The organism is Pseudomonas sp. URIL14HWK12:I6 (assembly GCF_000514195.1).
Classification (GTDB): domain Bacteria; phylum Pseudomonadota; class Gammaproteobacteria; order Pseudomonadales; family Pseudomonadaceae; genus Aquipseudomonas; species Aquipseudomonas putida_A.
The window spans coordinates 147,081-168,002 of the sequence record NZ_KI911360.1 but is presented as its reverse complement, the minus strand read 5'-3'; the positions used below and the strand labels follow the sequence as shown (position 1 = coordinate 168,002).

The 20,922-nt window shown below is 58.7% G+C and carries 20 protein-coding genes and 2 pseudogenes; 5 read left to right on the top strand and 17 right to left on the bottom strand.

The features are described 5' to 3' along the window. Positions 1–110: 110 nt before the first annotated feature. Complete coding sequence (locus H043_RS0128805) at positions 111–644, bottom strand: cysteine hydrolase family protein (protein ID WP_027614699.1); 534 nt, start codon at positions 642–644, stop codon at positions 111–113. Between the two features lie 69 nt (positions 645–713). Continuing rightward, on the bottom strand, positions 714–2,441 hold the full coding sequence (gene ggt, locus H043_RS0128800) for a gamma-glutamyltransferase (RefSeq protein ID WP_027614698.1): 1,728 nt from the start codon (positions 2,439–2,441) through the stop codon (positions 714–716). 150 nt (positions 2,442–2,591) lie between these two features. On the opposite strand from ggt, the gene H043_RS0128795 reads away from it, so the two are divergent. Next, positions 2,592–3,107: a methylated-DNA--[protein]-cysteine S-methyltransferase gene (locus H043_RS0128795; protein WP_027614697.1), complete on the top strand. Its 516-nt coding sequence runs from the start codon at positions 2,592–2,594 to the stop codon at positions 3,105–3,107. A 126-nt stretch (positions 3,108–3,233) separates the two neighbouring features. On the opposite strand, the gene H043_RS0128790 is transcribed toward H043_RS0128795, so the two are convergent. The 11 genes and pseudogenes from H043_RS0128790 to H043_RS0128740 all read right to left on the bottom strand — a co-directional run bounded on the left by H043_RS0128790 (position 3,234) and on the right by H043_RS0128740 (position 14,442). Beyond that, positions 3,234–3,824 (bottom strand): NUDIX domain-containing protein, encoded by a 591-nt coding sequence (locus tag H043_RS0128790; protein WP_027614696.1) that lies wholly within the window; start codon positions 3,822–3,824, stop codon positions 3,234–3,236. A gap of 108 nt (positions 3,825–3,932) precedes the next feature. Beyond that, entirely contained in the window at positions 3,933–4,847 is a 915-nt protein-coding gene (locus tag H043_RS0128785; RefSeq protein ID WP_027614695.1) for a RimK family alpha-L-glutamate ligase, read from the bottom strand. Between the two features lie 48 nt (positions 4,848–4,895). Next, positions 4,896–5,639: an SDR family oxidoreductase gene (locus tag H043_RS0128780; RefSeq protein WP_027614694.1), complete on the bottom strand. Its 744-nt coding sequence runs from the start codon at positions 5,637–5,639 to the stop codon at positions 4,896–4,898. Further along, a complete protein-coding gene (locus H043_RS29470) occupies positions 5,626–6,777 on the bottom strand; it encodes a homoserine O-acetyltransferase (protein WP_081730311.1) in 1,152 nt (383 codons plus the stop codon). The genes H043_RS0128780 and H043_RS29470 overlap by 14 nt, the downstream gene beginning before the upstream one ends. A gap of 48 nt (positions 6,778–6,825) precedes the next feature. After that, positions 6,826–7,788 (bottom strand): cysteine synthase A, encoded by a 963-nt coding sequence (gene cysK, locus H043_RS0128770; RefSeq protein WP_027614693.1) that lies wholly within the window; start codon positions 7,786–7,788, stop codon positions 6,826–6,828. Then, on the bottom strand, positions 7,775–8,632 hold the full coding sequence (gene dapF / locus H043_RS0128765; protein WP_027614692.1) for a diaminopimelate epimerase: 858 nt from the start codon (positions 8,630–8,632) through the stop codon (positions 7,775–7,777). Before dapF ends, cysK begins: the two co-directional genes overlap by 14 nt. Further along, a complete protein-coding gene (locus tag H043_RS29465) occupies positions 8,625–9,464 on the bottom strand; it encodes an arginase family protein (protein WP_049827968.1) in 840 nt (279 codons plus the stop codon). Before H043_RS29465 ends, dapF begins: the two co-directional genes overlap by 8 nt. Next, a complete protein-coding gene (locus H043_RS29460) occupies positions 9,464–10,243 on the bottom strand; it encodes a YqcI/YcgG family protein (protein ID WP_049827967.1) in 780 nt (259 codons plus the stop codon). Before H043_RS29460 ends, H043_RS29465 begins: the two co-directional genes overlap by 1 nt. Positions 10,244–10,452: 209 nt before the next feature. Further along, positions 10,453–11,646 (bottom strand): annotated as a pseudogene (locus H043_RS29455) (pyridoxal phosphate-dependent aminotransferase); the annotation flags it as partial. Positions 11,647–11,692: 46 nt separating this feature from the next. After that, positions 11,693–12,904: an MFS transporter gene (locus H043_RS0128745; RefSeq protein ID WP_027614691.1), complete on the bottom strand. Its 1,212-nt coding sequence runs from the start codon at positions 12,902–12,904 to the stop codon at positions 11,693–11,695. Continuing rightward, positions 12,901–14,442, bottom strand: a complete 1,542-nt coding sequence (locus tag H043_RS0128740; RefSeq protein ID WP_081730309.1) for an FAD/NAD(P)-binding protein — start codon at positions 14,440–14,442, stop codon at positions 12,901–12,903. Before H043_RS0128740 ends, H043_RS0128745 begins: the two co-directional genes overlap by 4 nt. A gap of 188 nt (positions 14,443–14,630) precedes the next feature. Here H043_RS0128740 and H043_RS29450 point away from each other — a divergent pair, with 188 nt between their 5' ends. Next, on the top strand, positions 14,631–16,091 hold the full coding sequence (locus H043_RS29450; protein WP_177325681.1) for a PLP-dependent aminotransferase family protein: 1,461 nt from the start codon (positions 14,631–14,633) through the stop codon (positions 16,089–16,091). Between the two features lie 129 nt (positions 16,092–16,220). On the opposite strand, the pseudogene H043_RS0128730 reads toward H043_RS29450, so the two are convergent. The 3 genes and pseudogenes from H043_RS0128730 to H043_RS0128720 form a co-directional block, all read right to left on the bottom strand. Continuing rightward, positions 16,221–17,222, bottom strand: a pseudogene (locus tag H043_RS0128730) (chitinase); the annotation flags it as partial. 40 nt (positions 17,223–17,262) lie between these two features. Continuing rightward, on the bottom strand, positions 17,263–17,898 hold the full coding sequence (locus H043_RS0128725; RefSeq protein WP_027614688.1) for a lytic polysaccharide monooxygenase auxiliary activity family 9 protein: 636 nt from the start codon (positions 17,896–17,898) through the stop codon (positions 17,263–17,265). A 222-nt stretch (positions 17,899–18,120) separates the two neighbouring features. Beyond that, positions 18,121–18,558, bottom strand: coding sequence for a hemerythrin domain-containing protein (locus tag H043_RS0128720; protein WP_027614687.1), 438 nt, complete (start codon positions 18,556–18,558; stop codon positions 18,121–18,123). Positions 18,559–18,705: 147 nt separating this feature from the next. Between H043_RS0128720 and H043_RS0128715 the strand changes: the two genes are divergently transcribed. Beyond that, on the top strand, positions 18,706–19,131 hold the full coding sequence (locus H043_RS0128715; RefSeq protein WP_027614686.1) for a GNAT family N-acetyltransferase: 426 nt from the start codon (positions 18,706–18,708) through the stop codon (positions 19,129–19,131). 102 nt (positions 19,132–19,233) lie between these two features. Here the strand turns inward: H043_RS0128715 and H043_RS0128710 are convergent, their stop codons facing one another. Next, the gene (locus H043_RS0128710) at positions 19,234–19,584 is read right to left on the bottom strand and encodes a hypothetical protein (protein WP_027614685.1); all 351 of its coding nucleotides are present in this window, start codon (positions 19,582–19,584) and stop codon (positions 19,234–19,236) included. 134 nt (positions 19,585–19,718) lie between these two features. Between H043_RS0128710 and H043_RS0128705 the strand changes: the two genes are divergently transcribed. Continuing rightward, positions 19,719–20,048 (top strand): DUF6388 family protein, encoded by a 330-nt coding sequence (locus tag H043_RS0128705; RefSeq protein ID WP_027614684.1) that lies wholly within the window; start codon positions 19,719–19,721, stop codon positions 20,046–20,048. 25 nt (positions 20,049–20,073) lie between these two features. Next, the gene (locus H043_RS0128700; protein ID WP_027614683.1) at positions 20,074–20,778 is read left to right on the top strand and encodes a YoaK family protein; all 705 of its coding nucleotides are present in this window, start codon (positions 20,074–20,076) and stop codon (positions 20,776–20,778) included. Positions 20,779–20,922 lie beyond the last annotated feature (144 nt).

The window sequence follows — 20,922 nt, the reverse complement described above, 5'->3', positions numbered from 1 at the left end:
TCAATCATTGTGGGAGTGGGCTTGCTCGCGAAGGTGTCGGGTCAGCCAACGCATGCACAGGCCCACCGCTTTCGCGAGCAAGCTCGCTCCCACAGGGGTATGCGCTGGTTTTAGAAAGTGATCTCGGCTGCGGGTTTGACGTCGACCCGGGCCGTGGCGCCGGTCAGGTGCGCCAGATCCTTGTTGTGTTCGGCGATGATGTCTTCAGCGCTCATGGTGCCGTTGTCCACGGTGGAATGGGCGTCAGCCACGAGCACCACGTCGTAACCCAACTGATGGGCCTGGCGCACGGTGGCGTTGACGCAGTAGTCGGTCTGCAGGCCGCAGATGATCAGGCGTTCGAAGTTTTCGCTGGGCAGCAGTTTGCCCAGCTCGGTCTGGTAGAACGAATCCGGGGTGGTTTTACCTACGCGCAGGTCTTCGGCGGTCGTCAGCAATCCGGCGGCGAGTTGCCAGCCTTCGGCCCCATGGGCCAGCGGGCTGTCCTTTTCCTCATGCTGAATCAGCACTACCGGCACACCCGCCTCACGCGCACGCGTGCTGAGCTGGTTAATGGTGTCGATCACACGGTGGATGTCGAAGCACTGATACTCGCCTGAGCAGAGAGCCTGTTGGACGTCGATGATCAGCAATGCGCTAGACATGATGGGCCTTCCTTGATCGATCCTTGAGACAGGGGGCGGAGCCAAGCCCCGCCGCCTGTTTTACGCCTCTCAGTAACCCAATGACAACCCGGTATTACGCCGTGGATCGTTGGCCCCGTAGAAACGGTTTTTGCCCACGGGTTTACCGCCCAGTGACGGCGCGCCGACCAGGATCGCGGCGATGTGGTTGGCATCCTGCGGCCCGGCGAATTTGTGGCCCCAGCTCTCGAGGATCTTCTTCGTATCCGGGCTGGCGGCGAAGTCTTCGAGGTTGGTTTCTTCCGGCATCCATTGCTGGTGGAAACGCGGAGCGTCGACCGCTTCCTGCAGGCCCATGCCGTAGTCGATGACGTTGAGCATGGTCAGCAAGGTCGCGGTGATGATGCGGCTGCCACCCGGCGTACCGACCACCATCACCACTTTGCCGTCCTTGGTGACGATGGTCGGGCTCATCGACGACAGCGGGGTTTTGCCCGGGGCGATGGCGTTGGCCTCGCCCTGCACCAGACCGTACATGTTCGGCACGCCGACCTTGGAGGTGAAGTCATCCATCTCGTCGTTGAGGATCACCCCGGTCTTGCTCGCCATCACCCCGGCGCCGAACCAGTCGTTGAGGGTGTAGGTCACCGACACTGCGTTGCCCCACTTGTCGACGATCGAATAGTGCGTGGTGTTGTTGCCCTCATGCGGGGCGACGCCGGGTTTCAGCTCGGCGGAGATCCCGGCCTTCTGCGGCTGGATCGCATTGCGCAGCTTGGTGGCGTAGTTCTTGTCCAGCAGGTGCTCGATCGGATTCTTCACGAAATCCGGGTCGCCCAGATAGCTGTTGCGATCCACATAGGCGTGGCGCATCGCTTCGATCTGATAGTGCATGCCCTGGGCCGAATGGAAGCCCAGATCCTTCATCGGATAGCCTTCGAGGATGTTCATGATCTCGCAGATCACCACCCCGCCGGAGCTTGGCGGTGGTGCCGAGACCACATGGTAGCCACGGTAATCGCACTCCACCGGGGCCAGTTCGCGGGTCTTGTATTTGTCGAGGTCGGCCTGGGTGATGATGCCCTTGTTGGCCTGACTGGACGTGACGATTGCGTCGGCCACCCAGCCTTTATAGAAACCGTCAGCGCCTTTTTCGGAAATGGTGCGCAGGGTTTTCGCCAGATCCTTTTGCACCAGTTTCTGCCCGACCTGCATCGGTTCGCCGTTGTGCAGGAAGATCGAGCCGGAATCACGCATGTCCTTCTTGAACACATCGGTGGCGTAGTCCAACAGATCGACGTCGCCCTGCTCCAGCTCGAAGCCGTCTTCCGCCAGTTTGATCGCCGGAGCGATCATGTCCTTGCGCGGTTTGGTGCCGTACTTGCTCAGCGCCAGCTCCATGCCCGACACGGTGCCCGGCACCGCCACGGCGAGGTGACCACGGGTGCTCAGATCCGGGACGACGTTGCCGTCCTTGTCCAGGTACATGTTGGCGGTCGCCGCCAGCGGGGCTTTTTCACGGAAGTCGAGGAAGGTCTTGCGCCCGTCCGCCAGTTGAATGGTCATGAAACCGCCACCGCCGAGGTTGCCTGCGGCGGGATACACCACCGCCAGCGCATAGCCCACAGCGACCGCCGCATCCACCGCGTTACCGCCGTTTTTCAACACATCGACACCGACATGCGAGGCCAGGTGTTGAGCGGTGACCACCATGCCGTTTTCGGCGGCGACCGGGGCCACGGAAGCGGCGTGGGCCATGAGGCAGCTCAGTGCCAGTGACGTCGCAATCAGCGTTTTGGCCAAAGGTTCGTACTTCATGAGTCGATCTCTTTTTTGTTTTCGGGTTCTGTGCAGAACAGAGGGGAACGCAGCAAAAGCACCAAGCAGTATGGTCGCTATTGCGATTTGCGCCTCCCCGCTCAGGCAGTATGCTGGGCGCTCTCGCCGTACCGATCCGGAGTTCTGCCCATGTCGTACACGTTCATCACCCTGCCCTCACCGGTCGGCGAATTGAAGCTGGTTGCGAACGGCTCACGACTGGCGGCCATCCTCTGGGAAAACGACAAACCGGGCCGGGTGCGCCTCGGTCCGATGAGCGAAGCGCCGGACAATCCGCTGCTGCAGCGAACCGCGCAGCAGCTTGAGGAATATTTTGCCGGCAAGCGTGATCGCTTCGACCTGGAACTGGATTTTGTCGGCACCGATTTTCAGAAAAAGGTCTGGGCGGCGCTGCTGACCATCCCCTTTGGCGAGACGCGCACTTACAGCCAGATCGCCGAGCAGATCGGCAACCCGACGGCGGTGCGTGCGGTGGGCGCGGCGAACGGGCGTAACCCGATCTCGATTGTGGCGCCGTGTCATCGGGTGATCGGCGCGTCGGGGAAGTTGACCGGGTTTGCGGGTGGGCTTGAGGCCAAGGAGCGGTTGCTGACACTGGAGGGCGGTGACTGGTCTGATGTCGGTAGAACAGGCAACTTGTTTTAACCCCGTAAATGCATTGTGTGGCGAGGGCGCTTGCTCCCGCTCCAGTGCGCAGCACGGGCAAAAACCTGGGGCCGCTGCGCAGCCCAGCGGGAGCAAGCGCCCTCGCCACAATGGATTGGCGTTGAATCAGCTGTCGAAAAGGTTATTCATCGCCGCATACTGCAACAGCATGATGGTCTTGGCATCGCAGATCTCGCCACGGTGAAATGCAGCCAGTGCTTCATCGAAGCCCCATTCGAGCACTTCCAGCTCTTCGGTTTCTTCTTCCAGGCCACCGCCCTCACTGACCTTCGACTTCGCGTCGTATTCGGCGATGAAGAAGTGCAGTTTCTCGGTCACCGAGCCGGGGCTCATGTAGGCCTCGAAGACCTTCTTCACCTCATGCACGCGGTAACCGGTTTCCTCTTCGGCCTCGTCGCGGATCCGCTGTTCCGGCGCCGCACCTTCCAGCAGCCCCGCCGCCACTTCGATCAACAAGCCGTCGTGACCGTTGACGAACACCGGCAAGCGAAATTGGCGGGTCAGCACCACCGTGCGCTGTGCGCGGTTGAACAACAGGATCGCCGCGCCATTGCCACGGTCGTAGACTTCGCGAGTCTGCCGCTGCCAGTCACCGTTGTTGCGTAGATAGTCGAAGGTGATTTTCTGCAACAGATACCAGTCGTGGGACAACACCTGAGTATCGACAATGTTGACCCGCTCGGCTGTCTTGGTCATGACGCCTGTTCCTTGTGCCATCGGAAAACGCCCATAGTCGAATAATCGCGCACACAAAAAAAGCCCGGCAATGCTGTCGGGCCTGTTTACTGGTGTTCGCGGATGGTGTCAGAGATCGACCAGGTGCCGGTCGATGCGCTTGAGCACGCCTTTGATCAGGTTCATCGCACTGTCGGCGCGAAACGGCAGGTTAAGCGAAGGCTCGCAGATCTCCATTTCCATGATCATCGGCCGACCGTCATAGTCGCGGATCACGTCGACCCGGCCGTAGAGCAACGGCAGCTCAAGCCCGAGCACCTCGGCAGAAGCCACCAGCGCCGATAGCGCCACCGCCTGCTCCTCGGCATCCGCCTCGCGCGGCTGGCGAAATTCGGGGGTTGGCACGTTCACCGTACCGTCCGCCATGAGCATGGCACCCTTGCGAATGGAATGGCTGAAGGTGTTATCGAAGAAGGTCAGGTCGGTCTCGCCGTAAGTGTCGATGGTGGTGATGTACGGCTGGATGATCACGTGCGAACCGCGCTTTTGCAGCGCGCGAATGTGCGCCAGCGCGGCCTCGGAACCGCCGCGGACAAATCTTTTCACTCCGCGCGAATACGAGCCGATCGTCGGTTTGACGACAAATTCATGGCTGTCGGTGTTCGCGTCGAGGAACTCAGCCAGATGACCCTCGGGAGCGTCGTCGGGCGCCAGGAACACACTGGGAATAATCGGCACGCCGCGCGCAGCAATGTCCTTCAGGTACAGCTTGTTCAAGCCCCACCGGGCCACGGACGGCACGTTCAACAGGCAGGTCAGTGCATGCACCTTGTCGCACCAGGCAAAGAATTCGTCGAGGTTTTCAATGCAGTCCCACGGTGAACGGATCAATACGGCGGTATACGCCGCCCAATCGATTGACGGATCGTCCCAGAAACACACATCGGCGTTGATCGACAGTTGCTTGCAGGCTTCAAGCAATGGCGGCATGTCGTAGTCAATGTGCAGGTTCGGCTTATCGGTGACGAGTGCAAGCTTAATCATGAAGAATCCTTTCTACTGAACAGTTGGAAGCAGAAAAACAGCAACGACTCACCAGGGAATCACGCGGTCCTGATGGCGGTAAGTGCCCGTGGGGCCATCGGCACCGATCAATGCCAGAGCGACACTGGTCCGCGCGCCTTCCTGCACATCGAGATCACCGGCGCCGTCATTCATGCCGGTTTTGGTGTAACCGGGGTGCACGGCATTGACCTTGACGGGCGTATCGCGAAGCTCGTAAGCCAGATGAACCGTCCACGAATTCACCCCGCTTTTACTGGCGCTGTAGCCCGGCAAGGATTTGAACATCGGTGAATAGGCGTAAGAATCGACGTCCGTATGGGTGGTGAGCGATGCCAGCAGACTGGATACGTTGACGATGCGTCCGGCCGCAGATTGACGAATCAGCGGCAGACAATGCTGGGTCACCGCGACCATGCCGAACAGGTTGGTTTCAAACGTCTGGCGCCACTGTTGAAGTGGTTGTTGCGAAGGGTTCAACCCGTAGGATTCGATACGGATCGCCGCGTTATTGATCAGGATATCCAGTCGACCGAACTTCGCCTCCAGCAATTTGACCGCCGAGGCGATGCTGTCTTCATCCGTGACATCCAGCAGGCACGGGAACGCCTTCAGGCCCATGCCGACCAACTCGTCGGCCGCCTGAGCGACAGCCTGATAATTCCTGCCACTGAGTACCACTGTCACGCCCTCGGCGGCCAGTTGTCGCGCCACCTCAAAACCGATGCCACGGTTGGCACCGGTCACCAATGCAACCTTGTCAAAATCGTTCATCGTGCAACTCCAGACAACGCTCCGCCCTGCCCGCAGGAAGGACGGAACCAATACGATTCATGAAATGTTCCAGCAGCGGCCCGAACGCCCGCAGATCGGTCAGAAAGGCGTCGTGGCCGTCCGGGCAATCGAGCCGGACAAAGGTCACCTCGGCACCATCCTGCTCGAGCCCTTGAGCGATGTGCTGCTGTTGCGCAACAGGAAACAGCGTGTCGCTCTCGACGCCGACCACCAGAACCTGCTCCAGCCCGGCAGTCTGAAAACCGCCCTGCGGCGGCGTCAGACAGGCATAAAGATCAATCGCGCGGCTTAGCTGCAAATAACTGTTAGGGTCGAAATCCCGCGCGAATCGCCATGCATTGGCCTGCAGATAATCCTCGACTTCAAAGTCGTGGGTCATGCCGGCGGATTTCCCCGCCGCCTGATCGCTGCGGCTGAAACGGCGATTCAATTGCGCGCCGGAGCGATAACTCAACAGGCCGATCTTGCGAGCCAGCGTCATGCCATGGATCGGGCGCGCATCCGGCGAATACTCGCCACCGGCCCACAGCGGATCACTGCGGATGGCTTCCCGCTGCAATGAACGCAAGGCCGTGGACACGGGAAGCGAACTGGCCGCGCCGCACAGGTTGATGTGATGCCGGACAAACCCCGGATGCCGGGTCAACAGGGCCAGCGCACACATGCCACCCATCGAAGCGCCGATCAGGCAGGTCACTTGCGCCATGCCCAGCGCTTTCACGGCCATGACGATCGTGTCGACGATGTCTTCGATGCTCAGCTCGGGAAAGCGCGACTGGTAAGGCCTGCCACTCGCCCGCTCGGTGGACAGCGGCCCCGTCGAGCCCTTGCAACCCCCCAGGTAGTTGAAACAGATCACATACCAGCGGTCTGTATCGATCGGCTTGCCTGAACCGGCAAAGTCCTCCCACCAGCCCGCCTCAGGATCGCGGGCGACACTGCAGACGTGGCTGTTGGCGGACATGCCGGGCAGCACCAGGACGATGTTGTCGCGACGATCATTCAGTTGCCCGAACGTCTCATACGTCAGCCTGAAATCTTCCAGTACACCTCCACGATGCATTGGAAACGGGCGCGCGAACTCGATGTAATCTGCTGCCGGAAGAGTTTCCACCATGATGCTAATCCCTTAGAGCGCCTGCTTCGCCAAGTAACCGGTTGCCTGTTACGGCTCGAGCGACTGCAACCAGTCATCGTCGGAACCTTCGGCGATGCCGTCCATCAGGAACGTCGAGAGATAACGTTCACCGGTATCCGGCAACATGGCCAGCAGCACCGAACCGGCCGCTGCGGTCTCGGCAACCTTCAACGCTGCGGCGACCGAAGCGCCCGAAGAAATGCCGACGAAGATCCCCTCTTCCCTGGCCAGGCGCTGCGAAGTGTCACGTGCTTCGTACTCGTTCACGGTCAGGACTTTATCGATGACGGTCTTGTCCATGATGGTCGGCGTGAAGTTGGGCGCGAGGCCCTGAATCTGGTGCACGCCCCAGGTGCCGCCCGACAGCAACGCAGCATTTTCCGGTTCTGCGGCAACGATCTGCACCGCAGGTCGCGCGACTCGCAGCATCTGGCCAACGCCGGTCAGTGTGCCGCTGGTGCCGAAACCGGTGACAAAGTAGTCCAGGCGTTTACCGGCAAAATCACCGAGGATTTCGGTGGCGGTGGTTTCGCGGTGATAGGAAGGGTTGGCCGGGTTATCGAATTGTCGCGATCTGAACCAGCCAAACTTCTGCGCCAGTTCATCGGCAATCTGGTTGCCGCCGCTGCTGCCCAGGTGAGCAGGAAACAGCAGAACCTTGCCGCCATAGGCACGAATCAGCTTGCGCCGTTCGATCGAGTAACTGTCGGACATGATCGCCACAAAGTTATAGCCGCGCGCCGCGGCAACCATCGCCAACGCAATGCCGACGTTGCCGGAGGTGCATTCGGCGATCGTATCGCCAGGCTTCAACAGGCCTCTGGCTTCGGCGTCGAGTACCACCGCCAGCGCCAGCCGGTCCTTGACCGAACCGCCGGGGTTGAACGACTCGACCTTCACATAAATGCTGACGTGTTCCGGGGCGAGCCTTTGCAGCTTGACGATTGGCGTACGGCCGATCGTGTCCAGAATGCTTTCATACAACGGCATGAGCGAGTTCTCCATCAAATACGAATTCAGCAGGGCCGGAGAGGTACATCGCGGACAAGTCACTCTCCCATGTCACTTCAAGGGTTCCGCCGGGCAGTTCGACATCGACCGAGCGGTCGACCCGCCCGGCCCGCGCCAGCACCGCGACCGCCGCGCAGGCACCGCTGCCGCAGGCCAGCGTCTCGCCTGCGCCGAATTCGTAGACCTTGAGTTTTATCCTGTTGCGCGATTGCAGCTGTACAAACCCGACGTTGACGTCAGGGGAGAAATACCCGGAGTTTTGCAGGGCGCTGCCGACAGCTGGAATCTCATACTGATCACGTTCGGCTTCGATCACCGCATGCGGGTTGCCCATCGATACCGCCGAACACGCCAGGTGTTGCCCGGCGAGTTCGAGTTGATAAGCCGACTGCGCCTGGTCGAAGCCGAACACCGGGATGGCGGCGGGCGAGAAATTCGGTGCGCCCATGCTGATCTGATAGTTGCCGTCCTCCATGACCCGGACCCGGTGGGTACCGGAGGGACTGTCGAGGGTGAACTCGGACGCCTCCGTCAAACCTGCCCGAACCAGCCATGCGGCGACACACCGCGCACCGTTGCCGCATTGGCGGGAGGACTCGCCCTGCGCCGTCCAGATATCGAACGAGGCTACGGACGATGGATTGCGCGCAGCCTTGACGCCCAGAACCATATCGGCGCCGATACCTTTATGGCGGTTAGCCAGGTACTTGCACAATTCGCGCGACGGATCCTGCGCATCACGCAGATCGAGAATGATCATGTCATTGCCCGCACCGTGCATCTTGCTGAAACGCAGCCGGTCAGCAGCAGGCGGTTTATGCATGGCACACACTCGCCTCAAGACACGCTTTGGACAGGAGCGGGTCAACGATATCGATGATGCACTGGGTCGCACGCTGTGCCGTCGCCGCATCGCAGGAGGCGTTGAACTCGGCGATTTCCAGGCCGACGATCTGCTCCAGCGGAATTGCTCCCAGGATCGCCGCGAGCTGTTGCGGCAGCAGACCGTCAGGCACTGCGTAGTCGGCGGGCACGTAGCCAGGCTCAAGAGAGTCCCAATCGATGTGCACCCAGACCTTCGATTGGCCGATCGCGCTGCGCACCGCTTCGGCGGTTGCCTGCTGCGGGGAAAGCGTGCGCACATTATTGGCGCTCAGCAGACGCTGCTCTTGCCCGTCGATGTCACGCGCGCCGACCAGAATGACGTTCTCCGCACGCACGCCGGCGCCACAGCCGCTGTCCCAGAGGCCACATAATGCCGACACCACCATCCCGCCCAGGTAGCCCGTGTCAGTGGTCGTCGGAATATTGAAGTCACCATGGGCATCGACCCACACCAGACAAAGGTCCGGGTAATGTCTGGCAACCGCAGGTACGCTGCCCAGGCTGGCCGGGCAGGTGCCGTTGATGACCACTGTGAGTTGCTGCTCCTCTACCGCACAGGCCACGGCGCGATGCAGCGAATCGATCTGCTCACGTCCTGCCGGCAGACTGACTGTCCAGTCATCGGCCGCCGGCTCGCAGCTGCCGTCACCGATATACAGCGGCGCTACACCGTACTTTGCTTCAAGTGCCGACGCGGCCTTCAACGCGCCGATACGGGTAAATGCCGTGCGGTCTGCCACTCTGCCGTTGGATACAATCAACTTGAACATCAGGCTTCCTCTTTATTTTCATGGCTGGAATGTTTGAACGGGCAAACATCCGTGCGCTCTGCATTTTCTTCAATCAAACCGTATTGCCACCACTCTTTGGCGTCAGAGCCAAACCCGCCCAATTGCAAGGCGTGGGGCACCGAATCATATTTAAGGATGCGTTTGCGAATATTGGCGCGAACATTACGTCCGCCCACGGTATCGCCGGCAAATACATCGAAGCGTTCACGCGGATTAATGACCAACGCAAATCTCGACCCGAGGTTTCTACTCTTGCGAAGTTTGTGTGCGGGAGAACTCATATTCACAAACAATTGCATTCCCGCGAAGCACATCGACCAGAACGGTGACTCCGGGTCGACATCGACGCTGTCCGGCCACGGGCTTTCATCCAGCCAGTGCAGGCTCTGCAGCACGCCCCACCCGGCGGCCTGATACTCCTGCGCGGTACTCGCCGATATCGCATCGGTTGAAAAGAACACGATGAGCGGATAAGCGTCTTCGATTGAACCACTCCATGTTCTGGAAAGCGTTACATACTCTTTTAACCCTTCAGCCAGTTTCGCCAGCCCTTGAGCATCCAAAGTGTCGACAAATACAAATTTGATCGAAGACTTCTTGAATGCATTCTTGGAAAAGATGCAGGGAAAGTCGGACCCTGCTCCAAGTCGCTCTTCCAGTTCATTCAAGGCCTCTTTCTCCCAATCGGCCCCATGATGATTGACCTCATCCTGAGAAAGCATGACCCGATAAGAAACCTGCGCATCAAAGTTCCGCATACTCATTCCTTTATGCTGCACAACTTAGAGAGATGGCCGAGTGTGGCATCCAGCCGTCTGGCACTTTGCGCTGTCACACCTGCCACGAACTTACGTCAGGCATGACAACTTGCTTACTTGATCTGCGTCTGGAATCAGAAGACCGGCCACAGGTCCCGGGCGTTATTCGCCACTCGACGAACGCTCAGGTTGTTGACTGACCTGCTGCTGATGAATCGATGAATCCGCGCCATGGCGTCTTCGATGTCCGGCAATGCCGGCAACGTGACCACGCGGAAATGGTCGGGCGCGGGCCAGTTGAACGCGGTTCCCTGAACCACCAGCAGCCTTTCCGACATCAGCAGTTCGAGGACAAACTTCTCGTCATCCTTGATCGGGCAAATTTTCGGATCGATCCTTGGAAACGCGTACAGCGCGCCCATAGGCTTGACGCAACTGACGCCGGGAATAGCGTTGAGCAGCTCATGCACCCGGTTGCGCTGTTCGAGCAGGCGCCCCTGAGGCAAGACCAGGTCATTGATACTCTGATAACCCCCCAGCGCGGTCTGGATCGCATGCTGGGCCGGAACGTTGGCGCACAGGCGCATGTTCGCCAGCATGTCGATGCCTTCGACGTAGCCGGCGGCATGCTGCTTCGGCCCGGAAATCACCAGCCAGCCGGAACGAAACCCGGCCACCCGGTACGACTTGGACAACCCGTTGAAGGTCAGGCACAGCAGGTCCGGCGCCAGCGAGGCGGTGCTGATGTGCACAGCTTCGTCGTAGAGAATCTTGTCGTAGATCTCGTCGGAGAACACCACCAGATTGTGCTGGCGCGCGATCTCCAGCATTCCCAGCAGCACGTCTCGCGGATACACCGCACCGGTGGGATTGTTGGGGTTGATGATCACCAGCGCTCGGGTGTTGGGGGTGATTTTGGCCCGTATGTCATCGAGGTCCGGCCACCAGTCCTGCTGCTCGTCGCACCTGTAGTGCACCGCATTGCCCCCGCCAAGACTCACCGCGGCGGTCCACAACGGATAATCCGGAGCAGGCACCAGCACTTCGTCGCGGTTGTTCAGCAGCGCCTGCAGTGACATCACAATGAGCTCGGAGACGCCATTGCCCAGGTAGATATCGTCGACGCCGACGCCCTCGATCTGCTTCTGCTGACAGTACTGCATGACGGCCTTGCGGGCGCTGAATAAGCCTTTGGAGTCACTGTAACCTTGCGCCGTCGGCAAATTACGGATCACATCCTGGAGTATCTCGTCGGGCGCCTCGAAACCGAAGGGCGCGGGATTGCCGATATTCAACTTGAGAATGCGCTGGCCGTCCTCCTCCATCTTTCTGGCCTGCTCCAGTGCCGGGCCACGAATGTCATAACACACACTGTTCAACTTCAGCGATTTCAGATACTGCACGACTACACATCCTTGTTTTTTTATCAGGGCCGCAGCAACAGCAAACTCAGGTCCGAGAGACTGCCTTCAACTGCTCATCCGGGGACTTCGACAGTGCCCGCGACATATTCAGGAAAACGAACAACACGACCATCGGAATGGCGATAAACAGTGCCAGGCCACGAACGCCCAGTTCGGAAAAGGAACTGACCAGCAAACCGTAACCGGCCCCCGCCGCCATCTGGAAAAAGAAAAACTGCCCGGAGGAAATACCGATATCGCGACTGACACTCTTCAATAGCCCGGCCTGAGTCGCGGGAATCACCATCCCGACCGACAACAGAATGAACACCATCGGAATCAGCAGCGCCGGCAGCACACTGCCAAACACCGACAGCAGAATGCCCAGCAACATGCACCCGGCCATGCCTACCCTGCTTCCAAGCAGCAGGATCTCGTTCAACGCCCACCTGGCGCTCAATGCTCGCGCCAACGTACTGCCAATCACATAACCGACGGCGCACAGGGAGATCACCGCGCCGTAACCCAGGCTAGACATGCCCAGTTCCGTCTGCAACGCATAAGTCGAACAGGACAGGAACACGAAGTAACTCATCCACACCAGACTGATGCCGGCGGCATAAGCCAGATAATCCGCATTTCTGAAGTTGGCGGCATAAACGGCAATGATGCTGCGCCCCGTCGAATCCGATGCCCCCGGGGAGGTGTCGACCTGCCAGAAAAGCACCAATGCCGCGAGATTGAACATCCCCACGCCGCCCATCATCCAGCGCCATCCCAGCGAAGGTAACAACATGCCGCCGAGCAACGGTGCGATACACGGCGTGAGCGCTATCGCCGAGGCAAGGGTGGTGAGAATTCGCAGGCGTTTGCTTTCCGGATAATCGGATTTCACGATCAGCCTGGTGGTTACGGTCCCTACACAACCTCCGAGGGCCTGCATGAAACGCGCAACCGCAAACAGGTAAAAGGAGTCCGAGAACGCTGCAAGCAGGCACCCGGCAGCACAAATCAGCAACCCCGAAATCTGTACGCGACGGGCTCCGATACGATCGGCAAGAATCCCCGCCAATACCACGGACAACGCATACCCGATCATGTAAACAACAAACGTTTCCTGAATCGCCTCATGGGGGACTCGAAACTCCTCCGCCAGTTTTGCAACGGTGGGCGTCATCAGACCGAGTCCGAGCTGCGGCACGATTACGGCCGACAACAACGCCGCAGGTAACAGGATTCCGGGGCGGCTGGATTTCACGCAGAAAGCTCCTTGAGGTATTGATCAGTCGTCAGCAAATGCGGCAGAACCCGGTCGATCTGACGTGTGATCATGGCCAGTGAACTGGTGTAGTAATGGTTACCGGCAGCCAGTTGGCCCAAGGCATAAATAGCGTCGCTGGCCTTGCCACTGCGGTCGATGACCTTGTGCGAACCGAATGACACGTGCAGGCCACCAAACGGATGGTGCTGAGCGACGCCATTGTTGACCATCGAAGACACCAGCTCGGTACCGGTCTGCCCGACACCACCGGTTTCAGAACGCGTGGCGTTGATGACCCAGTCGGCATGACAGGCGCCTGCCTGGTAATTCAGGACGAAACCGCCTCCGGGACTCAGTTCCACGCCCTTCAGGCCAGGACGAATCACGAGGTGTCCGGATTCGAGCATGTTGCGCAACTTGTTGGCCGTTGCCGGAGGCATCGGGTTGCACAGGCTCATGAAAATCGAGTGATAGTTGGCCATGTAATAACTGCGATCGCCCGCACTCAGGCTGTCCCAGGCCAGCTCGACGTAGTCGTTGGCAATATCAATCAGGATGGACAGCCACTTTTCGCCACGGGCCGATGCTTGAAGATGGCGCTCCAGCCGCTCGAACGGCAGTTGACCTGGCGCCAGTTCAGCCTTGAGCTTCTCCAGATCCACGCCTTGGGCAGTCAGTTCGAAGGTGATCAGGCCAAGCCATTTCGACCAGGAGATCATCCCCGCTTCATCACGCAGCTCTTCGATACGTTCGCGGGTGATGACCTTGTAAGTGAAGTCGTGATGCGGCATGCGCACCGCTGGCAGCAGCGCATTGCGCGACAGCATGACGATCTTGCCGCGGTGTCCCTGGGCATTCAGGGCCAGGACTGCATCGACAGCGGAGAGGCTGGAACCAATGATCGCCACCTGATCGTCGCCGCCAATCGCGGAAAACTTGGTCCACATCGGATACGGATTGCCGATGTAGTTTTGGGAGCAGGCCAACGAGAAGATATCCGCCGGTTCAGCGGTACCAATGCACAGAATCACCCGGTCGAACACTTGTTGCGGCCCGTTTTCGACACCGACGACCGCTTTGTCATCGTGCATTGTCAGGCTGGTGACCTTTTGCCCGATCACCCGAATCGGCCGCTTGAGGTCGCGCGCCAGCGCCACTTGCTCGGCAAAACAATCGGACAGGTACTCACCAAAATAGTGACGGGGCAAGAAATCAAGTTGCGCCAGTGCACTTCCATATTTATGAGTGACCCATCCTACAAAGTGCCGGGGATCGTCACTTTTCACGGACATGAATCGGGCCTGGCGATTAATCAATCCATAATCACCATCGTTTTGATAAGCGCGACCTGGACCGATTTTCTTGTCAGGCTCATAGAGGGTAATTGCAACATCCATATTTTTCAGCTTAACGTCGCGCTGCAACGCATCAATTACACTAATCGCTGTTGCACCCCCTCCGACTATCGCAATCTTTAGTTGCGGCTCGCGATGATTAGTCTTATTGAGTGTTGACAGTTTTTCAAAAGCAGTCATTGCCGACGATATCCCTATACCAATCCAGTTTCTCTTGACCCCAATGACTCGCGCGCCACCCCTCAACGCGTTAGCTTGAGCGGCGTTGAGCGTATTTGTATGCCGCGCTAAGATGAAGATCCATTAAATGGATTTTGGTGTGTACCACTATGACCAGAGGTAAGCGGCCAGTTGGCCTCGACCTAGTCTTGCCGTTCGAATTGACCGAACATTCGCTGTCCACCAAACATCAGCTTTTGTGCCGTTTCCTTGAACACCTGATCAGTTCCGGCCGGCTCCAATCCGGCGAAGCGCTGCCCTCCACGCGCACGCTTGCGCAAAGATGGGGAGTTTCCCGAGGGACCCTGGAAACTGTTTTCGATCAATTGCGCGAAGAAGGTTTCATCATTCGCAAGCGAGGTGCCGGCTCGGTAGTCTGCGCAACATTGCCGGATAATCTGATCGCCGCCGCCAGAACTAAGGAACTGCAAGTCGAACTTGATACTCACCGGTCATCCGATTCACCGGCCCCCATTACTTATTTACAGCCGTATGTACCGTTTATTGCCAGACTGGCCGATCCGGGATTGCTCGAAGAAAAAGATGTAAAGTCGTTATGCACACCTTCCGCCAAAGACCTCGCCACCGCAGTATCAGCCTCGTCACTCGGCGGTGACGAGAACTTGCGCAAGTCCATTTGCGACCATATCCAGATCTACCGCGGGATTGACTGCTCACCTCAGGACATCGTGATTACCCATGGCATCAGACACTGTCTCGACCTTATCAGCCGGGTATTGGGAAAAGAGGCCGTCGTTGCCATGGAAGATCCCGGCTATTACTGGGCCCGGCGGATATTCAATTGTTCCGGCAACACAATCATCGATATTCCAGTGGACGATGCAGGTCTGATCGTTGAAGCGTTGTCACCCGCCAATCCGGTTCAGGCCATTTATGTCACGCCCTCTCACCAGGCTCCTTTGGGTGTCTGCATGAGCATGGCACGCCGCAAGGCCCTGCTGGCCTCGGCGACCGCAGCCAATGCGATTATCATCGAGGACGACTACGACAGCGAGTACAACTATGGCAGTGCTCCCCTGCCCGCCATCAAATCAATAGATACAAACGACCGGGTGATTTTCTGCGGCAGCTTCAATAAAACCCTGTTCAGCAACTTTCGTCTGGGCTTCATGGTTATTCCCAAACATTTACAGAAGAAAGTCATCAACCTCATCGAAGACACCGGCCAGACGCCCGGCATACTGGGTCAGCTCGCACTCAACCAGTTTCTCTGTACCGGAAAATATGTAAGGCATTTGCGCATCTCGCGACAGACGTATCAACATCGACGCGATTTGCTGATCTCAAAGCTGCGAGAAAACCCTGATCTGCAGATTTCCGGCGAGCAATCCGGATTACATTTTGTGCTCTGGTTACCCGCAGACATTGATGAAAGAGAATTCTGCGCACGGGCTGCCCTCTTCAATCTTTGCCTGCAACCGGTATCCGCATTCACCAGCAGTCACGCGGTCAAACCTGGCGTGCTGATTGGCTACGCGGCGCTTACCGATGCGCAGATCAATCAGGCGGCTGCCTGCTTGCTGGATCTCGTCAAGTCATTCAATGTATCGAGCGCGTCCCGATCGGATAAACAACCCGCTCCGCTATGACTCACATCCGGGCATTGTTTGCCTGGCCCACGCAAAAAAGCCCGGCAGCGCTACCGGGCTCTTTAATTGCTGCTAACGGGCGACGCGCGACAACGTGTCATCCGTTTCCTGCGCCGCTGTTTTCGCTCCGTGAATCAGCGGTCCATAACGCCGACTGAATTCCCAGCCATACGGCACGCGATCCTTGCTGACGCCGTTGTCCCAGTTTACCGACCAGGTCATCAGGCCCTTGATCGGCAGCCCTTTGATCGCCAGACGTTTGAGCGCATTGCCGACGGCGGTGCTGTCGATCACGTAACCGGTGGCAGCCGCATCGACGTTGGCTGGCAGGCCGATGACGAATTTGTCCGCCGGGATTTTGGTGAAGCCCCGGGTACCGGTCACCAGACTTTCGGTCAGGTAATAGAGGAAGTCCTCTTTCAGCGCATCGTTGTTCTGCGCGATCCACGCACCATTGCCATTATTGGCTTCCGGTACCCAGACCCCGTCGCCGCCCTGGTTGTAGAACTGCGGCGCGATGAAGTCGTAATAGCCTTCAAGCGCCTGCAGGTAACCGACGTATTTGCCATTGGTGGTCAGGTACGGAAACTCCGGGGCCATGCTGATGATGAAGTGCTTGCCCTGGCCTGCGTAGTGATCCTTGACCAGTTTCAGCGCGGCCGGCAGCACGGTCTTGTTGGCGGCGAAATCAATCGCGCTCTGTTCAAGATCGATGTCCAGCCCATCGAAGCCGTAGGTTTCCACCAGACGGATAATCTCATTGGCCAGTGGTTGTTCCTGTCCGGCCCGCAACTCGATGTGCGCATCGGCGCCACCCAGGGACAAGAGCACCGCCCGCCCCTGGCTGTTGAGCACGCCGACCTGACGCCGGAACTCGGCATCGGAGACGTTGTACGGCTTGAAGGTTGGAATCCCGCTGCCCTTCATGAACGCCACCGCGACCACGTTGTACTCCTTGGGCACCGCTTCCAGAGCGATTTCGGCGAAGCGGCCCTGACGATAGCCGTCACTTGGACCCGCCGGCCAGTTGTGCCAGAAGCCCATGAGTATTTTTTTGCCGGCGATGCTCGGCATCAGCGAGGCCGCGTCGGCCGCCTGGTTTTGCACTAGCGTGAAGTCGATATTTGACATGTTCTAATCCTTCAGAACCTGTGAGTTGAGCGTAACGCCGTTATTTGAAGTCGACGTCGAACGCCTGATAGAACGCGTTGCCGGTGTTGGCGACGATCCACATCAGCACGATGACGTGACGGCCCTTTTTGGTGGCCGGCAATTTCACCGAATGATTGACCTTGGCCTTCAATTCCCCCGGATAGCTGTAATACGGCACTTGAGTGTAGAAGTCTTCGGCGAAAGGCTGCGCTTCGAGTTGTGCACGGGAAATGCGCTGTTTCGGATCCCAGCCATCCTTGGTGATCAGCCAGCGATAACCACGGGTGGTGTGTGGCGCGGTGTATTCCCACTTCACTTCCAGCGTCTGGCCCGGGGTGACACTGAGCAGTGGCCAGCTGAACGGACGATTGAGCTTTTTGCTCATTTCCTCGTCGGTGAAGTTCACGCAGTCACGGGCATCGGTCTTGCCACCGCTGAGGATGTAACCGTCGGCGGGCGGCGTGACACTGTCACTGTCGCTGCCATAGGGAGCAGGAAAAGGCCCTGCCGTCAGCGCCGGGAAGTTCTTGCCGCCTTCCATTTCGTTGACCTGCCAGGCACCGAGCAATCCTTGCTCGATGGCTACCGCACCGCGGCTGGCTGGAGAGGTGACGCGACCGTGTCGCAGTTGGGTTTGAGCTTGTGGTTGATTCATGTTTTTCACTCCGTTGATTTAAGAACTCTCCTGTCCGAGGAGAGGCCTTCAAGCTAACGGAGGTGGTTTTTTTGTCCATCGGCGGTTTTGTCGCAGTCAATCGGCGTCTCAAGTCAAAAACGCCGAAAACACTGGATGAATATACAGCCTATTACGACAAGACCCACCCAACGCATGGCCAAAGGCCTACACGCCGACACTGCAAAAACTGGCATTCAGTACTCATGGCAGTTGCGCCTGGTACTCCTTTTCGTACTGGCCAGCGAGTTGTTCCTTTTGCTTGTCATCGAGCAATTTGCCGGCCATCTGGAAGAACTTCTGCTCTTCTTCCTTGAGATGGTGATGGACTTTGTCGGAGAGCTTCTTCGCCGTTGCCAGCCACGCCGGGCTGGACATCTCGGTCTCGTCCAGCTCTTCCATCATCTCGTCCATTTCATGGTGCTCGGAGATGGCGTGGCGACTGAGGTCAACACCGTTGTCGAACTCCATCAGCGGGATGTAGAAGTGGCGCTCTTCGGCGGTTTCGTGGGCCTGCAGCTCGGCTTTCAGCTGTTTATAGGCTTCAACCCGCTCCGGGGTGTCGCCGCTGGTTTCGACCAGGGCTTTGGCGTAACTGCGCTGGCGGTCGTGGCTTTCGCGAAGGGCTTCGAAAATATTCATGGGGGATCCTCATCAACCGCGTTCGGAATGACGCTGTAAAAGCTAGACCCCGGCGCGACAGCGGCGGTTCCAAAGGGATGAGGAAGGACTTGGAAGACGCTCCCCGGGCAGGATAGGCTGGCGGTTCATCTCACAAGGAAGTTGCACATGACGTTGCGAATCGAGCTGTCGCAGAACCCTACGGAAGAACAGCGCAAAGCCATTCTCGAGCCTTTGATTGCGTATAACGACGCCCGGACCGGTGGTTCCACATCTGAACCTTTCGCCCTGCTGGTGCGCGATGAACACGACGCGATTCTCGGCGGTTTGTACGGCCGGGTGATCTTCCAGTGGATGTACATCGAGTTGCTGTGCGTCCCGGAACAGGGTCGCGGGCAACGCATCGGCTCGGAACTGATGGCCATGGCGGAAAATCTGGCCAAGGAGAAGAACTGCCTGGGCATCTGGCTGGACACCTTCGATTTTCAGGCGCCGGCGTTCTACGAGAAGCTGGGATTCAGCCAGTTTGGCGAGATCGTTGATTACCCGCCGGGGCATAGCCGGCATTATTTCCAGAAGCGCTTGAAGGGTTGAACCTCAAGGGCCCTTCGCGAGCAGGCTCGCTCCCACAATGGAATGCATTTCAAAAGTGGGAGTGAGCCTGCTCGCGAAGATGGCAGTCGCTTCAGCGCAATATCAAAGACAGGTCGCCAACGCCGCCAACCGGCGCTTGGCAACAAAATCGTCCTTCTGCGCGTAGTAGTTGAGCACGGTTCCCGACGCATCGCTGGTCACGTCGACAAATGACTCTGCGGAACGGGTGTACACCGTCGAGCCACCCTTCTTGCCCGGTTGCAGATACGCTCCGGCGTCCACGCCAAACACTGCTTCGTCCTGCCAGCCGAACTGTACGCACTGAGCGACAACTTTCTCCGGCTTGTCCGAAGTCAGAACCTTGTACGGGGCTTTGGTGCGAGAACCGTCCATCACCGAACCCGCGCAGCCAGCCAGCACGGTCGCGGCCAGCGCTACCATCAGAATTCGCATTGCATTCGCTCATTCAGAAAAAAGCGGACTGTATCACCGCAACAGGCAAAATCGTTCTGCTTTACTGCATTTATAGCGCGACATGCGACGGTCGCTCCGGCACCCTAGGGTCATCAGCCTCACAAGGAACACACATGGCGCCCACCGACCAGCGACATGAACAAGCCCTGAAACTGTTTCTCGACGCGCGCCCCGAATTGCGCGAAACCCTCGATCATCTCAATCCGCTGCTGGCCCAGGCCAAGGGTGAAACCGCTGCGCAGTATCGTGAAGAACGCCTGCACGAAGCCTTCGAGGCCGAGGCGGAGAATCAAGGCCTGTTCGCCTGGGAACTGACCTTGCTCCTGACGGCCGCAACGCCCGAGGACTATCAGGCCCAGCGCATGGAGGTGCATCGCGAGGTAGCGGAAATGGCCCACATGCGCTGGGAAGATTACTGCGAATTGTATGGGCTGGAACCGTAACCGCCGCTGAAGGATATCGTCGCCGATGCTGCCCTCCACTTCGACTCACCGCGCCACTTCCGGGCATCTGCACCGGCAGAAATGGCGTGGCCGCATCGGTCTGGCGCTGGTGGCCAGCCTGTCAGTGCTGGCGGGCATGACCGACGCGATCGGCTTCATGGCCAGCGGCGATTTCGTTTCTTTCATGAGCGGTAATACCACGCGGCTGGCGGTGGCGATCAGTGACGGCGACCTCGGACTGACTTTGCGCCTGATCATCCTCGTCGTCACCTTCGTGATCGGTAATGCCTTGGGGATCGTGATCGGGCGCCTCGGCGGCCGGCGCACGCTGCCCCTGTTGCTGTGCATCGCCACCCTGCTTTGCCTGGCGGCGGCATGGCCGTATGACACGCAACTGCCGGCGCTGCTGGCGGCGATCATTGCGATGGGCATGCTCAACGCGGCGGTCGAGGAAGTGAACGGTCTGCCCGTCGGCCTGACTTACGTGACCGGAGCGCTGTCGCGGTTCGGCCGTGGACTGGGGCGCTGGATGCTCGGCGAGCGGCGTAATGGCTGGCGGGTGCAACTGGTGCCGTGGAGCGGGATGTTCATCGGCGCGATACTCGGCGCAGTGCTGGAACATCATTTCGGACTTCGGGCATTGTTCGCCAGCGGCTTGCTGGCGGCGGTGCTGGGCGTGCTGTCCCTGAGCATTCCGCGGCGTTGGCAACTGGGCTATATGCCGCGCTGATCGATACCACATCGGCTCCTGTGGGAGCGAGCCTGCTCGCGAAGAGGCCGGTACATTCAACCTCTTCATCGCCTTATCCGCCGCTTTCGCGAGCGGGCTCGCTCCCACACAAAACACCACGCTTCACTTGGGTTTCGCGGCTGC

Excerpts from the sequence above, each read along its gene's own strand:
- H043_RS0128795 (WP_027614697.1), top strand. The coding sequence starts at position 2,592 with ATGTCGTACACGTTCATCACCCTGCCCTCACCGGTCGGCGAATTGAAG.
- H043_RS0128785 (WP_027614695.1), bottom strand. The coding sequence starts at position 4,847 with ATGATTAAGCTTGCACTCGTCACCGATAAGCCGAACCTGCACATTGAC.
- cysK (WP_027614693.1), bottom strand. The coding sequence starts at position 7,788 with ATGCCGTTGTATGAAAGCATTCTGGACACGATCGGCCGTACGCCAATC.
- H043_RS0128720 (WP_027614687.1), bottom strand. The coding sequence starts at position 18,558 with ATGAATATTTTCGAAGCCCTTCGCGAAAGCCACGACCGCCAGCGCAGT.
- H043_RS29460 (WP_049827967.1), bottom strand. The coding sequence starts at position 10,243 with ATGCGGAACTTTGATGCGCAGGTTTCTTATCGGGTCATGCTTTCTCAG.
- H043_RS0128740 (WP_081730309.1), bottom strand. The coding sequence starts at position 14,442 with ATGACTGCTTTTGAAAAACTGTCAACACTCAATAAGACTAATCATCGC.
- H043_RS0128790 (WP_027614696.1), bottom strand. The coding sequence starts at position 3,824 with ATGACCAAGACAGCCGAGCGGGTCAACATTGTCGATACTCAGGTGTTG.
- H043_RS0128700 (WP_027614683.1), top strand. The coding sequence starts at position 20,074 with ATGCTGCCCTCCACTTCGACTCACCGCGCCACTTCCGGGCATCTGCAC.
- H043_RS29470 (WP_081730311.1), bottom strand. The coding sequence starts at position 6,777 with ATGGTGGAAACTCTTCCGGCAGCAGATTACATCGAGTTCGCGCGCCCG.
- H043_RS0128705 (WP_027614684.1), top strand. The coding sequence starts at position 19,719 with ATGGCGCCCACCGACCAGCGACATGAACAAGCCCTGAAACTGTTTCTC.
- H043_RS0128710 (WP_027614685.1), bottom strand. The coding sequence starts at position 19,584 with ATGCGAATTCTGATGGTAGCGCTGGCCGCGACCGTGCTGGCTGGCTGC.
- H043_RS0128725 (WP_027614688.1), bottom strand. The coding sequence starts at position 17,898 with ATGAATCAACCACAAGCTCAAACCCAACTGCGACACGGTCGCGTCACC.
- ggt (WP_027614698.1), bottom strand. The coding sequence starts at position 2,441 with ATGAAGTACGAACCTTTGGCCAAAACGCTGATTGCGACGTCACTGGCA.
- H043_RS0128805 (WP_027614699.1), bottom strand. The coding sequence starts at position 644 with ATGTCTAGCGCATTGCTGATCATCGACGTCCAACAGGCTCTCTGCTCA.
- H043_RS0128715 (WP_027614686.1), top strand. The coding sequence starts at position 18,706 with ATGACGTTGCGAATCGAGCTGTCGCAGAACCCTACGGAAGAACAGCGC.
- dapF (WP_027614692.1), bottom strand. The coding sequence starts at position 8,632 with ATGCATAAACCGCCTGCTGCTGACCGGCTGCGTTTCAGCAAGATGCAC.
- H043_RS29465 (WP_049827968.1), bottom strand. The coding sequence starts at position 9,464 with ATGTTCAAGTTGATTGTATCCAACGGCAGAGTGGCAGACCGCACGGCA.
- H043_RS0128780 (WP_027614694.1), bottom strand. The coding sequence starts at position 5,639 with ATGAACGATTTTGACAAGGTTGCATTGGTGACCGGTGCCAACCGTGGC.